At 64.6% G+C, this 17,293-nt stretch carries 12 protein-coding genes; 10 read left to right on the plus strand and 2 right to left on the minus strand.

Features of this window, described 5'->3' with window-relative positions; genetic code table 11:
- Positions 1-16: 16 nt before the first annotated feature.
- The 6 genes from atpG to AAHK20_RS07165 all read left to right on the plus strand — a co-directional run bounded on the left by atpG (position 17) and on the right by AAHK20_RS07165 (position 6,992).
- Positions 17-892 carry a F0F1 ATP synthase subunit gamma gene (gene atpG / locus AAHK20_RS07140; RefSeq protein ID WP_449180756.1) on the plus strand — a complete coding sequence of 292 codons (876 nt, stop codon included), beginning with the start codon at positions 17-19 and terminating at the stop codon, positions 890-892.
- Between the two features lie 85 nt (positions 893-977).
- Positions 978-2,372 (plus strand): F0F1 ATP synthase subunit beta, encoded by a 1,395-nt coding sequence (gene atpD, locus AAHK20_RS07145; protein ID WP_449180757.1) that lies wholly within the window; start codon positions 978-980, stop codon positions 2,370-2,372.
- Between the two features lie 111 nt (positions 2,373-2,483).
- Positions 2,484-2,909: a F0F1 ATP synthase subunit epsilon gene (locus AAHK20_RS07150; RefSeq protein ID WP_136897603.1), complete on the plus strand. Its 426-nt coding sequence runs from the start codon at positions 2,484-2,486 to the stop codon at positions 2,907-2,909.
- Between the two features lie 238 nt (positions 2,910-3,147).
- Positions 3,148-4,878 (plus strand): AMP-binding protein, encoded by a 1,731-nt coding sequence (locus AAHK20_RS07155; RefSeq protein WP_449180758.1) that lies wholly within the window; start codon positions 3,148-3,150, stop codon positions 4,876-4,878.
- Between the two features lie 655 nt (positions 4,879-5,533).
- The gene (locus tag AAHK20_RS07160) at positions 5,534-6,025 is read left to right on the plus strand and encodes a CoA-binding protein (protein WP_449180759.1); all 492 of its coding nucleotides are present in this window, start codon (positions 5,534-5,536) and stop codon (positions 6,023-6,025) included.
- 28 nt (positions 6,026-6,053) lie between these two features.
- Positions 6,054-6,992, plus strand: coding sequence for an alpha/beta hydrolase (locus AAHK20_RS07165; protein ID WP_449180760.1), 939 nt, complete (start codon positions 6,054-6,056; stop codon positions 6,990-6,992).
- Here AAHK20_RS07165 and AAHK20_RS07170 read toward each other — a convergent pair.
- A complete protein-coding gene (locus AAHK20_RS07170; protein ID WP_449180761.1) occupies positions 6,985-7,776 on the minus strand; it encodes a transporter substrate-binding domain-containing protein in 792 nt (263 codons plus the stop codon). The two genes, AAHK20_RS07165 and AAHK20_RS07170, sit on opposite strands and share 8 nt — an antisense overlap.
- Positions 7,777-7,948: 172 nt before the next feature.
- Between AAHK20_RS07170 and AAHK20_RS07175 the strand changes: the two genes are divergently transcribed.
- The 3 genes from AAHK20_RS07175 to AAHK20_RS07185 all read left to right on the plus strand — a co-directional run bounded on the left by AAHK20_RS07175 (position 7,949) and on the right by AAHK20_RS07185 (position 12,457).
- On the plus strand, positions 7,949-8,401 hold the full coding sequence (locus AAHK20_RS07175) for an Hsp20/alpha crystallin family protein (protein WP_449180762.1): 453 nt from the start codon (positions 7,949-7,951) through the stop codon (positions 8,399-8,401).
- Between the two features lie 239 nt (positions 8,402-8,640).
- Entirely contained in the window at positions 8,641-9,729 is a 1,089-nt protein-coding gene (gene hemE / locus AAHK20_RS07180; RefSeq protein WP_449180763.1) for a uroporphyrinogen decarboxylase, read from the plus strand.
- 451 nt (positions 9,730-10,180) lie between these two features.
- Positions 10,181-12,457, plus strand: coding sequence for a primosomal protein N' (locus AAHK20_RS07185; protein ID WP_449180764.1), 2,277 nt, complete (start codon positions 10,181-10,183; stop codon positions 12,455-12,457).
- Between the two features lie 339 nt (positions 12,458-12,796).
- Here AAHK20_RS07185 and AAHK20_RS07190 read toward each other — a convergent pair whose 3' ends face one another.
- On the minus strand, positions 12,797-12,982 hold the full coding sequence (locus tag AAHK20_RS07190; RefSeq protein ID WP_449180765.1) for a hypothetical protein: 186 nt from the start codon (positions 12,980-12,982) through the stop codon (positions 12,797-12,799).
- Positions 12,983-13,271: 289 nt separating this feature from the next.
- Between AAHK20_RS07190 and putA the strand changes: the two genes are divergently transcribed.
- On the plus strand, positions 13,272-17,231 hold the full coding sequence (gene putA / locus AAHK20_RS07195) for a trifunctional transcriptional regulator/proline dehydrogenase/L-glutamate gamma-semialdehyde dehydrogenase (protein WP_449180766.1): 3,960 nt from the start codon (positions 13,272-13,274) through the stop codon (positions 17,229-17,231).
- Positions 17,232-17,293 lie beyond the last annotated feature (62 nt).

The raw sequence follows: 17,293 nt of genomic DNA on the forward strand, positions 1-17,293 counted from the left end.
GATCAAGGAGCAAGCAATGGCTGGAATGAAGGAAATTCGCGGCAAGATCAAGAGCGTGCAAAACACGCGCAAGATCACGAAAGCGATGGAGATGGTCGCCGCATCGAAGATGCGCCGCGCCCAGGAGCGCATGCGCTCCGCTCGTCCGTACGCCGAGAAAGTCCGCGACATCGCTGCGCACATGAGCCGCGCGAACCCCGAGTACCGTCACCCGTTCATGGTGGAGAACGAGGGCGCGAAGGCGGCAGGCATCATCCTCGTCACGACCGACAAGGGTCTGTGCGGCGGCATGAACACGAACGTGATGCGTGCATCGCTGGCGAAGTTCAAGGAGCTGGAAGGCAAGGGGCAGACGGTCGAAGCGACGGCAATCGGCAACAAGGGCCTCGGCTTCCTGAACCGCCTGCGCGCGAAGGTCGTGTCGAACGTGGTGCAGCTGGGCGATACGCCGCACCTCGAGAAGCTGATCGGCGCGGTGAAGGTTCAGCTCGACCTGTACTCGGAAGGCAAGGTTTCGGCGGTGTACCTCGCGTACACGCGCTTCATCAACACGATGAAGCAAGAGCCGGTGATCGAGCAGCTGCTGCCGCTGTCGGCGGAGCACTTCGAGCGCGACGAGACGACGCCGAACTCTTCGTGGGACTACATCTACGAGCCGGATGCGCAGGCAGTCGTGGACGAGCTGCTCGTGCGTTACGTCGAAGCACTCGTGTATCAGGCAGTGGCCGAGAACATGGCGTCGGAGCAGTCGGCGCGGATGGTCGCGATGAAGGCCGCGTCGGATAACGCGAAGACGGTGATCAACGAGCTTCAGCTGTCGTACAACAAGAGCCGCCAAGCTGCGATTACGAAAGAACTGTCGGAAATCGTCGGCGGCGCCGCGGCGGTCTGATCGTAGCGATCGGCCGCAACGTAGCGAATAGCTCGGTAACTGCGCCTTTGCGCGAGTGAAGAATTGAGTATCTAAAGGAAAAGCGATGAGTACAACTGCTTTGGTAGAAGGCAAGATCGTACAGTGCATCGGCGCGGTGATCGACGTGGAATTCCCGCGCGAGAGCATGCCGAAGGTCTACGATGCCCTGATTCTCGAAGGCACGGAACTGACCCTCGAAGTTCAGCAGCAGCTGGGCGACGGCGTCGTGCGCACGATTTGTTTGGGCGCATCGGACGGCCTGCGCCGCGGCGTCGTGGTGAAGAACACCGCGAAGCCGATCAGCGTGCCGGTCGGCAAGCCGACTCTCGGCCGCATCATGGACGTGCTCGGCCGTCCGATCGACGAAGCTGGCCCGATCACGAGCGAAACGACGCGCTCGATCCACCAGAAGGCTCCGAAGTTCGACGAGCTGTCGCCGTCGACGGAACTGCTCGAAACCGGCATCAAGGTTATCGACTTGATCTGCCCGTTCGCGAAGGGCGGCAAGGTGGGTCTCTTCGGCGGTGCAGGCGTGGGCAAGACCGTCAACATGATGGAGCTCATCAACAACATCGCGAAGGAACACGGCGGTTACTCCGTGTTCGCGGGCGTGGGCGAGCGTACCCGTGAAGGGAACGACTTCTACCACGAAATGAAGGACTCGAACGTTCTCGACAAAGTGGCGCTCGTGTACGGCCAGATGAACGAGCCGCCGGGCAACCGTCTGCGCGTGGCGCTGACCGGCCTGACGATGGCCGAGCACTTCCGTGACGAAGGCCTCGACGTTCTCTTCTTCGTCGACAACATCTACCGTTTCACGCTGGCCGGTACCGAAGTGTCGGCACTGCTCGGCCGTATGCCGTCGGCGGTGGGCTATCAGCCGACGCTGGCTGAAGAAATGGGTAAGCTGCAAGAGCGCATCACGTCGACCAAGACCGGCTCGATCACCTCGGTGCAGGCCGTGTACGTCCCTGCGGACGACTTGACCGACCCGTCGCCGGCTACGACCTTCGGCCACTTGGACGCAACCGTCGTGCTGTCGCGTGACATCGCTTCGCTCGGTATCTACCCCGCCGTGGACCCGCTCGATTCGACGTCGCGCCAGATCGACCCGAACGTGATCGGCGAAGAGCACTACTCGATCACGCGCCGCGTGCAGCAAACGCTGCAGCGCTACAAGGAACTGCGCGACATCATCGCGATTCTGGGCATGGACGAACTGTCGCCGGAAGACAAGCTGTCGGTCGCGCGTGCGCGTAAGATCCAGCGTTTCCTGTCGCAGCCGTTCCACGTCGCGGAAGTGTTCACGGGCTCCCCGGGCAAGTACGTGCCGCTGAAGGAAACGATCCGCGGCTTCAAGATGATCGTCGACGGCGAGTGCGACCACCTGCCGGAACAGGCGTTCTACATGGTCGGCACGATCGACGAAGCCTTCGAAAAGGCCAAGAAGATCCAGTAAAGGTCGGGTGTAACGCGGCGGGCGCCAGTCTCGCGCGTGTTGATACGTGTGATGTATCGATACGCCGTGCAGGCGCCCTCGTAATACGTTCAACCTGCCTTAGGAGTCGATATGGCAACCATCAAAGTAGACGTCGTCAGCGCGGAAGAGCAGATCTTCTCGGGTCCGGCGAAATTCGTCGCTCTGCCGGGCGAGGCGGGCGAGCTCGGCATTCTGCCGGGCCACACGCCGCTCATCACGCGGATTCGTCCGGGTGCGGTGCGCATCGAGGCTGAGAACGGCGAGGAAGAGTTCGTGTTCGTCGCGGGCGGCATTCTCGAAGTGCAGCCGGGCGCGGTGACGGTGCTGGCCGACACGGCGATTCGCGGTGCGGACCTCGACCAAGCCAAGGCCGAGCAGGCTCGCAAGCGTGCGGAAGAGGCGCTGCAGAACTCGGGCTCGAATCTCGAGTACGCGACCGCGCAAGCGGAACTCGCGTACGCAACGGCTCAGCTCGCGGCGATCGAGCGTCTGCGCAAACTGCGCGGCCAACGCTGATACGCTTTCTGTCGCAAGAGAAAAAGCAGCCTTCGGGCTGCTTTTTTTTCGACCCAAGTTAGCGCTTCAGTGCTGACTTGAGTCCCATGCAAAGCTCCGCATTTAGCGCGAAGGTGCAATCGCAGGCGAGCGTATGCTGCGGGAAAGACTTGATGTCGCACTGTCATCCCCGGGTGGCAGAATGACGGCCGATACTTATTCCCAAAAAGCTCACCTCTGGCCGACACAGGAGACAACCATGGCAACGCAAGTCCCAGGCGGCGGCGCGCTCATCGTGCCGGTCGACGGCATGTCCTATGTGCGCGGTTCCACCGAGATCCCGCTGTCCGAGGCGACGATTGGGCAGTTTCTGCGCGACACCGCGCGGCGTTTTCCGGATCGGCCGGCCGTCGTGTTTCGCGAGCAGGGCATTCGCTGGACTTGGCAGGAGTTTGCCGACGAAGTCGACGTTGTCGCGGCCGGGTTCGCGGCGCTTGGGATCGTCAAAGGGGATCGTGTCGGCATCTGGTCGCCGAATCGCGTCGAGTGGCTGCTGACGCAGTTCGCGACGGCACGCATCGGCGCCGTGCTCGTCAACGTCAATCCCGCCTATCGGCTCTCCGAGCTCGAGTACGCGCTGAACAAGTCCGGCTGCAAGATGATCGTTTGCGCGGAGCGCTTCAAGACTTCGATGTATGTCGAGATGCTGCAAACGCTCGCGCCGGAACTCGCGCAGCAGTCGCCGCGAGAACTGCATATCGCACGCCTGCCGCATTTGCGCACGGTGGTTCGGACCTGCGATACCGAGACCGCCGGCATGCTGTGCTTTTCGGAGCTGGTTGAGACGGGACGCGTCGCGCGCGACAGCATGAACTTCGATGCCATCGGTGCGACGCTTTCGGCGCATGACCCGATCAACATCCAGTTCACGAGCGGCACGACTGGCAATCCGAAGGGCGCAACGCTCACCCACCGGAACGTCGTCAACAACGCGCGTCATATCGCAATGGCGATGCGCTTGAGCGAAGCCGATTCGCTGTGCATTCCGGTGCCGTTGTATCACTGCTTCGGCATGGTGTTGGCGGTGCTCGCATGCGTGTCGGTCGGCGCGGCGATGGTGTTTCCCGGCGAGGCGTTCGACCCCGGCGCAACGCTTGCAGCGGTGTCCGATGAACGCTGCACCGCGTTGCACGGCGTGCCGACGATGTTCATCACCGAGTTGGACCACCCGGACTTCGGAAACTTCGACTTGACGTCGCTGCGCACCGGCATCATGGCCGGCGCACCGTGTCCGATCGAAACGATGAAGCGCGTGATGTCGAAGATGCACCTGTCGGAAATCACGATCGCCTACGGCATGACCGAGACGAGCCCGGTGTCGTTTCAAACCTCGACGGCCGACCCAGTCGAGAAACGCACATCCACGGTCGGCCGCATTCAGCCCCATCTCGAAGCGAAGGTGGTCGATCCTTCCGGTCAAATCGTTGCGGTCGGCGAGACCGGCGAGCTGTACGTCAAGGGCTATTCCGTGATGCAAGGCTATTGGGACGACGAAGAGCGCACGCGCGAATCCATCGTCGACGGCTGGATGCGCACGGGCGATCTGGCGACGATCGATACCGACGGTTACTGCAACATCGTCGGCCGCCTGAAGGACATGCTGATTCGCGGCGGAGAAAACGTTTATCCGCGCGAGATCGAGGAATTTCTGTTTCGGCATCCGAAGATTCAGAGCGTCCAGGTGTTCGGCGTGCCGGATGCGAAATACGGCGAGGAGATCTGCGCATGGATCACGCTGCGCGCCGGCGAATCGATGACTGCCGAAGAAGTGACGGAGTTCTGCCGCGGCCAGATCGCGCATTACAAGGTGCCGCGCTATATCCGCTTCGTCGACGAAATGCCGATGACGGTAACGGGCAAGGTGCAAAAATTCGTCATGCGCGAACGGATGATTGACGAACTGAAGCTGTCGACGCCACCGACGGCGTAAAGCACGCAAAGGCACGCACACGCCAGGTCCGGCAATTGCTCGACTTCGATGGAGGAGAGCGGTTGCCACGCCGAATGTGCGCTGCGTCACATATAGACGGAACACCTAAGTGTTCTGGGGCGTTTGCAAAGAGAGAGGGCGAAAAAAAAGCGGGCCTGGAGCCCGCTAAAAACCACACGCTACGGGGTTAGCGCGAGGAGACCAATGTAGGAACCGACTGGATTGACGCATTGCGCCGATAACGGCTCCAGCAGGGATGCCCCCGGGGAGGGATTCGGCGCGAGGCCGACCGGCTTAAGTGCATCGTATCCGCTCACACTTTGCACTGCCGCCACATCCGTGTTGAAACCGTTGAAGGGCATTGTGGGCGAATTGCTTTCAGGACGCGGTAACAAAGTGTTTCAGGTTGTAACGCCCGCCGGATAAGGCTCCCCGGGATTTTTTGCCATCGGCAAACGCTTAATAAGATATTCTTACCGATTTCCAAACGAGTCGTGACAGACCGGCTCGCATCGGCCAATCTTCCATTCAAGAAACGTAGCCGCGCGACACGGAGATCGCCGAATATGCGGACGAATCCGCTCGATAGCGAGCCGCCGATAGAGTTCGTGCCGCCGGATGTCGAGACACCTATCTTTCCGTCGATTATTCAACGATGAACGAGCCTGTAACTTTGCAGCACATTCTGGAGCGCGATCGCGTGATCGCGGTGGTTGGATTGTCGAACCGTCCGCATCGGCCGAGCTATTCGGTCGCCGCCTATATGCAGGCGCACGGCTACCGGATCGTGCCGATCAATCCCGCTTATGCAAACGACTCCGCCGGCGTGCTCGGGGAGCGTTGCTACGCGACGCTTGCCGATGCCGCGCGTGCGCTTGCCGAAGAGCAGGTGTCGATCGACATGGTCAACGTTTTCCGGCGCCCCGAGGAAGTGCTCCCGGTGGCCGCCGACGCCGTTGCGATCGGCGCGAAGTCGCTGTGGTTGCAACTGGGCGTCGTCAACGATGAGGCGGCGGCGCTCGCCGCGGCCGCGGGGCTCGATGTCGCGATGGACGTGTGCGTGAAAGTCGAGCATGAACGCTTGTTCGGCGCGTTGCATCGCGCGCATGCGCCGGCGCCGCGCGTGCCGGGGCAACTGGTCGAGTGAATCCGCGACTGACACGAAAGGCAAACCCATGACGATCGATTCCCAGCTGCTCGATTTATATGCCGCTATCGCCGAGCACTTCGCACCACTTCCTCTCGACGCCGATGCGAACACGCGCCGGCAGCGCATGGCCGACGTGGGGCGCCGCTTCGCAAGGCCGCGTCGCGCGGACGTCGAGTCGGTCGATATCACGGTGCCGCTCGCCGGACGCACGCTGCGTGCACGCATGTATCGGCCTGCCGGGAGCACGGGCCCGTTGCCGCTCGTCGTCTACTTTCACGGCGGCGGTTGGGTCGTCGGCGATCTCGACACGCACGATTCGATCGCGGCCGGTCTGGCGGCGGACGGCGGCCTTGCAGTGGCGAGCGTCGAGTATCGGCTCGCGCCCGAGCATCCGTTTCCTGCGCCGGTCGACGACGCGATCGACGCGCTATCGTGGTTCGCCGAACAACGCGCGCGGCTCGGCTTCGCACTCGACACACTCGCCGTGGCCGGCGACAGCGCAGGCGCGCATCTCGCCACTGTCGCGGCGCGCACGCTCAACGAGCGCGTCGCCGGTCTCGTGAAAGCGCAATTGCTGCTGTATCCGGTGACGCAGTTCGACTTCGATACAGACAGCTACACGCGTCACGCGAACGGCGTGGGCCTGACGCGCGACGAGATGCGCTGGTATTGGGCGCAGTTCTTGTCCGGCGCGCGCCCGCGCGAGGACGACCCGCGCGCTTTTCCGCTCACGGCTCTGTCGGAGCGTGTGCCTGCGCCGGCGGTCGTGTTTGGCGCGCTGCACGATCCGCTCTACGACGACGCTGCCCTCTACGCGCGATATCTGGAGGCGCACGGCGGGCGCGTCGAATGGATCGAAGCATCCGACATGACGCACGCCTTCGGCCGGATGCAAAGCGAATCGGCGGCTGCGCGCGCGTGGATGCGCACGGCGGCGCAGCGTCTGGCGGGGCTCCTCACTTGAGCCACTTGTCGGAGATCGTCTGGAACTCGCCGGTTGCACGCGAGAGATGCAGCCATTGGTCGACGTACTGCTGGAACACGACGTCGTCGCTCGGCACCAGGTAGGCTTTTTCGCCGTACTGAAACGGCTTGTCCGGATGCACCGAGCAGAGACCGGGGTTGAGCTTTTGCTGCAACAGCGTCTCCGATGCATCCGTGACCATCACGTCGGCCTTGCCCGCGAGGATCTGCTTGAAGATCGTGACGTTGTCCGGGTAGACGGTCAGTGTCGCGTGCGGCAAATACTGCTTCGCGAAGCGCTCGTTGGTGCCGCCGGGGTTGACGATCACGCGCGTCGACGGCTGATCGATCTGCGCGACCGTCTGGTATTTCTCGACGTCGGCGCAGCGCGCGATCGGCGTCTTGCCGTCGATCATGTAGGGCTGCGTGAAGAACGCGCGCTTCTGCCGTTCGAGTGACGTCGATACGCCGCCCACCGCGATATCGCACTTCGCGATGAAGTCGTTCATGAGGTTCGACCACGACGTTTTCACGTATTCCGCTTTCACGCCGAGCGACTTCGCGAGCGATTCGGCCATGTCGATGTCGATGCCTTCGAAGCTGCCATCCGCGCGATAGAACGAATAGGGCTTGTAGTCGCCCGTCGTGCAGACGCGCAATGTGCCGCGCGCGGTGATCTGTTCGAGCCGGGACGCCGCGGACTGGCCGGCGGCGCCGTTCGTCTGGGCGAGCGCCGAGCCGGCGCAGGCAACGCTCAGCAGCAGGGCGAATGCGGTTCTTTTCATGGGTCTCCTCGTGCGTCGGTTGGGTGGGTCGATCATAGCCGAGCGTATTGCCCCTTGAACATCGAAAGGCACACCCTATCTTTCTGTCATGGCGGAACGCTTTCCACTTGAACGATGCGCGGCATGCCCGCGCGCGGCGTTTCCGCGTGTGTCCAATTCAAAGGAGCTCGAAATGTCGTCGCTGACCAGCCGTTCCATGTTTGAAGAACTATTCCGTGATTTTGCCCCTGGGTTCTATATTCGCCCCGTGCATGGCCAGGTGCCGGGCGAAGCGTCTCCTGTCGTCGACGTACGCACCGAAGTGCGCGAAGACGCGACCGGCTTCACGTTGCTCGCGGATCTGCCCGGTGTGAGGAAAGAGGACATCCAGGTGTCGATCGACGCGAACGTGGTCACGCTACGCGCGGAGTTGAAGCGCGAGACGTCGACCGAAAACGTCGGCGGGGAAGGGGTGAAGTTCCGCGTGCTGCGCAGCGAGCGGCAATATGGGGTGGTTTCGCGCAGCTATGCGCTGCCCAACGAGGTCGATGAAGCGAATGCCCGCGCCAAGTTTGAAAACGGCGTGCTGACGCTGACCTTGCCGAAAAAGGCGGCCGCCAAGACGCGCCAGCTGACGGTCGAATAAGAGCGGGGTGTGATCGAGGGCCCGCCGCTGGCGCGAACGGGTCGCGGAAAGCCGGTGTGGCGACGAGCCGCACCGGCTTTTTTGTGCCCCTGCGCATGCGGCAGCGCCGCGACAGCGGCGAAAGCGTGGAGCAAAAAAGTGCGGCGGCGCGGCCCGTTATTGCGCGTATCTCGCACGATCGGACAAGCCGCCTCCGGTAGAATCGCTCTTTGCTCTTCTGCCTTTTCGTTGCCTCCACCGTGGCCCATACCCTTCTGAACGACACCTTCCTGCGCGCGCTCCTGCGCCAGCCGACCGACTACACGCCGATTTGGCTGATGCGTCAGGCGGGCCGCTATCTGCCCGAATACAATGCGACGCGCAGCCGCGCCGGCAGTTTTCTCGGCTTGGCGAAGAACCCGGATTACGCGACCGAAGTGACGCTTCAACCGCTCGAGCGCTACCCGCTCGACGCCGCGATCCTCTTCTCCGACATCCTGACGATTCCCGACGCGATGGGCCTCGGTCTCGACTTCGCAGTCGGCGAAGGCCCGAAGTTCGCGCGCCCAGTGCGCACGGAGGCTGACGTCGCGAAGCTGGCGGTGCCTGATATCGGCGCAACGCTGTCGTACGTGACCGATGCGGTGCGCGAAATCCGCCGCGCGCTGACCGATGGCGAAGGCCGCCAGCGCGTGCCGCTGATCGGCTTCTCGGGCAGCCCGTGGACGCTCGCGTGCTACATGGTCGAAGGCGGCGGCTCGGACGATTTCCGCACGGTGAAGTCGATGCTGTACGCCCGCCCCGACCTGATGCACCGCATTCTCGACGTGAACGCACAAGCGGTTGCCGCGTATCTGAACGCCCAGATCGAAGCGGGCGCGCAGGCCGTGATGATCTTCGATACCTGGGGCGGCGCGCTCGCCGACGGCGTCTACCAGCGTTTCTCGCTGCACTACATCGAGCAGGTCGTGAGCCGCTTGAAGCGCGAGCACGACGGCGCACGCGTTCCAGTGATCACGTTTACGAAAGGCGGTGGCCTGTGGCTCGACGAGATCGCAGCGACGGGCGTCGATGCCGTGGGCCTCGACTGGACGGTGAATCTCGGCCGGGCGCGCGAGCGCGTCGGCGGGCGAGTGGCCTTGCAGGGCAATATCGATCCGAACGTCCTGTTCGCGCCGCCGGCGGCGATCCGCGAGGAAGCGCGCAAAGTGCTCGACAGTTTCGGCAACCATCCTGGCCACGTTTTCAATCTCGGCCACGGCATCTCGCAATTCACGCCGCCCGAGCATGTCGCCGAATTGGTCGACGAGGTGCACCTGCATAGCCGCGCGATCCGGGCCGGCGTGTAAATGTCGGCTCGATGACAATCTTTGCTGCGATGCACCAAGGTGGGCTCTTCCCCTAAGGGGGAACCCTCTCGCAGCGCCGCGCCGTTCGGCCGTCTTGTGATTGTCAAGACTTGACTTATACACATTTGGCACGTTGCGGCGCGGTAGAGCGATTTGCCGCTGGCATTGTCTCGAAAACTGTGCTTTAGGCAGTTCCCGGCCTTGACTGGCAAGGGTTTGACGGCATCCCGAAAGAGTGTGCGATGGCCCACAGAATGGCGTCGTAGCGCCATTTCCACCGTTTGCCGGGCGAGTTCTCAACAAAGTTATCCACAGGCTGGGCGGCAACCGGGCAATTCTTAATGAGAATCCAAAACTTAGCGGCGAATGTGATGTTTTACTTTAAGTTCGCGCCGCGTGTCGCAGTCCAGCATCCGCGCCGCACGGCAGCCGCTTCGGGGCTCGCGTCAGCGTGAGCGGCGTGTTCGTCCGCGTCGCGCTCGATCATCCGCTGCCGACGCTGTTCGACTATCGCTGCGAGCCGTCAGGCGGCGAACCGTCGGCGCAGCCCGCACCCGGCACGCTCGTGCAGGTGCCGTTTGGGAAGCGGCACGTGGTGGGGCTCGTTTGCGAAGTGACCGCTCACAGTGACGTGCCGCCCGAGCGGCTGCGCGATGCCGGAGCGCTATGCGTGGCTTGTCCGCCGTTGTCCGCCGAGTGGCTCGCGCTCGCGGCGTTCGCGGCGGAGTACTACCAGCGCGGGCTGGGCGAGGTGGCGCTGCCGGCCTTGCCGCAGGCGTTGCGCGATGCGTCGCGATGGGCGCGGCTGTTCGCGCCGGAGGAACGCTACCGGCTGACTGCCGCCGGCCGTTCCGCGTTGCCGGATGCGCTGCCCGCTCGCGCCAGCGCGCTGCGTCGGCTGGCCGAAGCGCTTGCCGCCGCTGAATCGGTCGAAGCCGCCGAGGCCCGAGCGATCCATCCGAAGGCGATTGCGACGCTTGCAGCATGGCAGGCCGACGGCTGGGTCGAACATCAGGTGATCGATGCGGCCGCGGCGCGCGATCTACCTCGCCTCGTCAACACCGAGCCGCCCGACCCGCTCCCGATCCAACGCCCGACGCTCACCGACGAGCAAGCCCAAGCGGTCGATGCCATCGGCGCAGCCGACGGCTTCGCACCGTTCCTGCTGCACGGCGTGACGGGCAGCGGCAAGACCGAGGTCTATCTACACGCGCTGGCCGCACTGCTCGACGCGCGCCCCGATGCCCAGGCGCTCGTGCTCGTCCCCGAAATCAACCTGACGCCGCAGTTCGAGGCTGCTTTTCGCGCGCGTTTCGCGGCGTTGCCCGACGATGCGATCGTGACACTGCACAGCGGGCTCGCCGAAGGCGAGCGCGCCCGCAACTGGTTCGCGGCGCACCTGGGGCAAGCGCGGATCGTGCTCGGCACGCGGCTCGCGGTGCTGGCGTCGCTGCCGAAGCTCGCGTTGATCGTCGTCGACGAGGAGCATGACCCGGCTTACAAGCAGCAGGAAGGTTTGCGCTACTCGGCGCGCGATCTCGCCGTCTGGCGTGCGAAGCAGCTCGAGATACCGGTTGTGTTGGGCTCGGCCACGCCGTCGCTCGAGAGCTGGTGGCAGGCCGATCAGGGCCGCTACAAGCGGCTCACGCTCGCGCGCCGGGCGGTCGCCGATGCGGTGCTGCCGGCCGTGCGGCTGATCGACCTCGAAGAGGAGCGGCGGCGCGGACGGGCGTCGGTCGAAGGCTTGTCGGGGCCGCTCGTCGCCGCGCTCAAGGGCCGGCTGGAGCGCGGCGAGCAGAGCCTCGTGTTTCTGAACCGGCGTGGCTATGCGCCGGCGCTGTCGTGCGACGCGTGCGGTTGGGTAGCCGGTTGCCCGCGCTGCAGCGCCTACGTCGTGCTCCACAAGCCCGAGCGCGCGCTGCGCTGCCATCACTGCGGCTGGGAGGCGCGCATTCCGCGTTCGTGCCCGGAATGCGGCAACGTCGATATCGCGCCGCTGGGCCGCGGCACGCAGCGCGTCGAAGAGACGCTCGCCACAGCGGTGCCGGGCGCGCGCGTGCTGCGCATCGATGCGGACAGCACGCGCCGCAAAGGCAGCGCGCAGGCATTGTTTTCGGATGTGCACGCGGGCGAGGTCGACATCCTCGTCGGCACGCAAATGATCGCCAAAGGACATGATTTCCAGCGTGTGTCGCTGGTCGGTGTGCTGAACGCGGATACGGCATTGTTTTCGCACGATTTCCGCGCGAGCGAGCGGCTGTTCGCGCAACTGATGCAGGTCAGCGGCCGGGCGGGGCGCGCCGGGCTGCCCGGCGAAGTGCTCGTGCAGACGCGCTATCCGCGTCATGCGCTCTATCACGCGCTCGGGCGGCACGATTACGTCGGCTTCGCGAATTCGACGCTCGCCGAGCGGCGCGACGCGCATCTGCCGCCGTTCGTCTATCAGGCGCTGTTGCGCGCCGAGGGACGCACGCTCGAAGCGGCGCTCGCGTTCCTGCAGCAAGCTGCCGGCGCGCTCGCCGAGATTCCCGCGGCGGAGCGCGTCACCGTCTATGACGCGGTGCCGATGACGATCGTCAAAGTCGCGAATGTCCACCGCGCGCAGCTGCTGCTCGAAAGCGCTTCGCGCCAGGCGCTGCAGGCGACCTTACGCGCGTGGCAGCCTGCGTTGCGCGCGTTAAAGGGGGTGCTGCGCTGGAGCGTCGAAGTCGATCCGCTCGATATCTAGCGTTTTCGCGTTCCCGCAGGCGTTGCGGTCAATATCGCAGGCGGTTGCGCGCAGTCCGCGCACGGGTTCGCACTCGGTTGGCGTAACTGGGGGCAGGGGTTGCGAGCGGTCTCGCACAGGCCGGTGTTGGCCTGCGTCCCCGTTGTTGCGGCTGCCGGTGCCGCGCGGACAACTGGCATTCTTTCGAGCAAAGCATTGTGAGCCTCGCTTTTTTGGTCCGGGGTTTGGTGCGAGCGTCGCCGAGGGTGGTCTGTGCCGTTGGCACGGCCAGCTGGTCTCTCCCGACGATACGTGCGCTCAGTTCTCCCCCTGACTTGCGCACTTCCCGCTTTCTTTTGCTTAGGTGCCCTTCGGCTCAGCGGACGACCGACCTTGATTCTCGAGCTCGGCTTTGCGGCGGCGTTCTTCGCGCGAGCGCGCCATGGCGAGCGCCCGGTTATGCGCCGGCGAGGCGCCGCGCACGAACAGCACCAGGCACGCGACGGACATCGCCCAGATGCTGCCGATCACAATCCACTTCTCCATTTGCTTCTCCTTTCGTGCTGCGCACTGTGCGCTACACCCCGTTCCTGGGTTAACGGCACGGTTTTGCCCACGAAGAGGGCGATGATAACGATTTACGCTCAGGGAAAATACCGAGCGCAACCCTAAGAGCCCCAGCCGGAGCCATTTCCCGGTAAGCCTTGCCGATCAAGGCTTTACGTCGGGTGCAACCCTAACCCATATTTGGTTGCACCTTTTAATTTGAAGGCGTACGATTCGGCCAACTTTTTGGTCATTTCGCCGCAATCCCCGAGCGGCAAACGAAGGAAATATGGCTAGCACCACCCTAGGCGTCAAAGTCGACGACATCCTCCGCGCGCGGCTCAAAGACGCCGCGAACCGTCTGGAACGCACCCCTCACTGGCTCATCAAGCAGGCGATCTTCGCCTACCTCGAGAAAATCGAGCACGGCCAGTTGCCGGCTGAGCTGTCCGGTCACACCGGCACGGCCGATCTCGCCGACGCCGCCAATGGCGAAGCCGACGATGACGGTGCGCTGAACCCGTTCCTTGAATTCGCGCAGAACGTGCAACCGCAATCGGTGCTGCGCGCGGCGATCACGGCGGCGTACCGCCGGCCGGAACCGGAATGCCTGCCGTTCCTGATCGGTCAGGCGCGCCTGCCGGCGAATCTCGCCCCCGACGTAGAAGCCATGGCGACCAAACTCGTCGAAAACTTGCGCGCGAAGCGCACGGGCGGCGGCGTCGAAGGGCTGATCCACGAATTCTCGCTGTCGAGCCAGGAAGGCGTCGCGCTGATGTGCCTCGCCGAAGCGCTCCTGCGCATTCCCGACCGCGCGACGCGCGACGCGCTGATCCGCGACAAGATCAGCAAGGGCGACTGGAAGTCGCACGTCGGGCACGCGCCGTCGATGTTCGTCAACGCGGCGACCTGGGGTTTGATGATCACCGGCAAGCTCGTGACGACCAACAGCGAAGCGGGCCTGTCGTCGGCGCTCACGCGCCTGATCGGCAAGGGCGGCGAGCCGCTGATCCGCAAGGGCGTCGATATGGCGATGCGCCTCATGGGCGAGCAGTTCGTCACCGGCGAAAACATCTCCGAAGCGCTTGCGAACAGCCGCAAGTACGAAGCGCGCGGCTTCCGCTACTCGTACGACATGCTCGGCGAAGCGGCGACCACCGAAGAAGATGCGCAGCGCTACTACGCCTCGTACGAGCAGGCGATCCACGCGATCGGCAAGGCGGCGGGCGGGCGCGGCATCTACGAAGGCCCGGGCATCTCGATCAAGCTGTCGGCGCTGCATCCGCGCTACTCGCGCTCGCAGCAGGAGCGCACGATGAGCGAGCTGCTGCCGCGCGTGCGCACGCTCGCGATCCTCGCGCGCCGCTACGACATCGGCCTCAATATCGACGCCGAAGAAGCGGACCGCCTCGAGCTGTCGCTCGATTTGCTCGAAGCGCTGTGCTTCGATCCGGAGCTGGCGGGCTGGAACGGCATCGGTTTCGTCGTGCAGGCGTATCAGAAGCGTTGCCCGTTCGTGATCGACTATGTGATCGATCTCGCGCGCCGCAGCCGCCATCGCGTGATGGTGCGGCTCGTGAAGGGCGCGTACTGGGATAGCGAAATCAAGCGCGCGCAGCTCGACGGGCTCGAAGGCTATCCGGTCTACACGCGCAAGATCTACACCGATGTGTCGTACCTCGCGTGCGCGAAGAAGCTGCTCGGCGCGCCCGATGCGGTGTATCCGCAGTTCGCGACGCACAACGCGCACACGCTGTCGGCGATCTATCACCTCGCGGGCCAGAACTACTACCCCGGCCAATACGAATTCCAGTGCCTGCACGGCATGGGCGAGCCGCTCTACGAAGAAGTGACGGGCCGCGACAAGCTGAATCGTCCGTGCCGTGTGTATGCGCCGGTCGGCACGCACGAGACGCTGCTCGCCTACCTCGTGCGCCGCCTGCTCGAGAACGGCGCGAACACGTCGTTCGTGAACCGCATCGCCGATGAGAGCGTGCCGGTCAAGGAACTCGTCGCCGATCCGATCGAGGAAGCGTCGAAGATCACGCCGCTCGGCGCGCCGCACGCGAAGATTCCGCTGCCGCGCAATCTGTATGGCGCCGAGCGCCTCAATTCGATGGGGCTCGATCTGTCGAACGAACATCGGTTGGCGTCGCTGTCGTCGGCGTTGCTGGCGAGCGCGCATCATCCGTGGCGCGCGGTGCCGATGCTCGAAAACGATGAAATCGACGCCGGCGCCGAAGGGGCGCGCAACGTGCGCAATCCGGCCGATCATCGCGACCTCGTCGGCACGGTGGTCGAAGCGACCTCGGCGCACGTGAGCGCCGCGCTCGCGAACGCCGTGGCCGCCGCGCCGATCTGGCAGGCGACGCCGGTCGACGCGCGCGCCGACTGCCTCGCGCGTGCCGCCGATCTGCTCGAAGCGCAGATGCACACGCTGATGGGCCTCGTGGTGCGTGAAGCGGGCAAGTCGCTGTCGAACTCGGTGGCCGAGATTCGCGAAGCCATCGACTTCCTGCGCTACTACTCCACGCAGATCCGCAACGAATTTTCGAACGATACGCACAGGCCGCTCGGCCCCGTGGTCTGCATCAGCCCGTGGAACTTCCCGCTCGCGATTTTCATGGGCCAAGTGGCCGCGGCGCTTGCCGCCGGCAACACCGTGATCGCGAAGCCGGCCGAGCAGACGCCGCTGATCGCGGCGCAAGCGGTGCGCATCCTGCGCGAAGCCGGCGTGCCGGCGGGCGCGGTGCAGCTGTTGCCGGGCAACGGCGAGACGGTGGGCGCGGCGCTCGTCGCCGACCATCGCACGCGCGCCGTGATGTTCACGGGTTCGACCGAAGTCGCGCGCCTCATCAACAAGACGTTGTCCGAACGCCTCGATGCGGACGGCAAGCCGATTCCGCTGATCGCCGAGACGGGCGGGCAGAACGCGATGATCGTCGATTCGTCGGCGTTGGCCGAGCAAGTGGTCGCGGACGTGCTGCAGTCGTCGTTCGACTCGGCCGGCCAGCGCTGCTCCGCGCTGCGCGTGCTGTGCCTGCAGGACGACGTCGCCGATCGCACGCTCACGATGTTGAAGGGCGCGATGCAAGAGCTCGCGATCGGCAACCCCGATCGCCTCTCGACCGATGTCGGCCCGGTGATCGACGCCGAAGCCAAGCGCACGATCGATACGCACGTCGCCGCGCTGCGCGAGAAGGGGCGCACGGTCACGCAACTGGCCATGCCGGAGGGCTGTGCGCAAGGCACGTTCGTGCCGCCGACGCTGATCGAACTCGACACCATCGATGAGTTGAAGCGCGAAGTGTTCGGCCCGGTGCTGCACGTGATCCGTTATCGCCGCAGCGCGCTGGACAAGCTGCTCGAGCAGATCAAGGAGACCGGCTACGGCCTCACGCTCGGCATCCACACGCGCATCGACGAGACGATCGCGCACGTGATCAGCCGCGCGCATGTCGGCAACATCTATGTGAACCGCAACGTGATCGGCGCGGTGGTCGGCGTGCAGCCGTTCGGCGGCGAAGGCTTGTCGGGCACGGGTCCGAAGGCCGGCGGCGCGCTGTATCTCCAGCGTCTGCTCGCCAAGCGTCCGGCGGGGCTGCCGAAGTCGCTGGCTTCCGCGCTCGTGGTCGACCCGGTCGCGGGCAGCAGCAATGGCAACGGTAACGGCGAGACCAACGGTTCGACGCCCAGCGCCGCGCTCACCGCGCTGCGCGACTGGCTGATCGCCGAGCGCGAGCCGGCGCTGGCCGCGCGCTGCGACGGCTACCTCTCGCACGTGCTCGCGGGTGCAACCGCGGTGCTGCCCGGACCGACCGGCGAGCGCAACACATATACGCTTGGCGCGCGCGGTACGGTATCCTGCGTGCCCACGACGGCAAGCGGCGCCCGTGCGCAGTTCGCGGCGGTGCTGGCCACGGGCAACCGCGCGCTGTTCTCGGGCGCGGCGGGCGAACAACTGGTCGCCGCGCTTCCCGCGTCGCTCAAGGCCTACGCGAGCGTCAAGAAGAATGGCGAAGGCGATTTCGACGCCGTCCTCTTCGAAGGCGACAGCGACGAGCTGCTCGCCATCGTGAAGGAAGTCGCGAAGCGTCCTGGCCCGATCGTCTCGGTTCAGGGCGTGGCGGCGGGTTCGCTCGAAAACGGCGACGAAGACTACGCGCTCGAACGCTTGCTGACTGAGCGCTCGGTCAGCGTGAACACGGCCGCGGCAGGCGGCAATGCGAATTTGATGACGATCGGCTGAGCGACCCTCATTCCTGATCGATTCAAAAAACGGAAGCGGCAAGGTCACCCCGAAGCCGCTCC

Source organism: Trinickia camelliae (assembly GCF_053525655.1).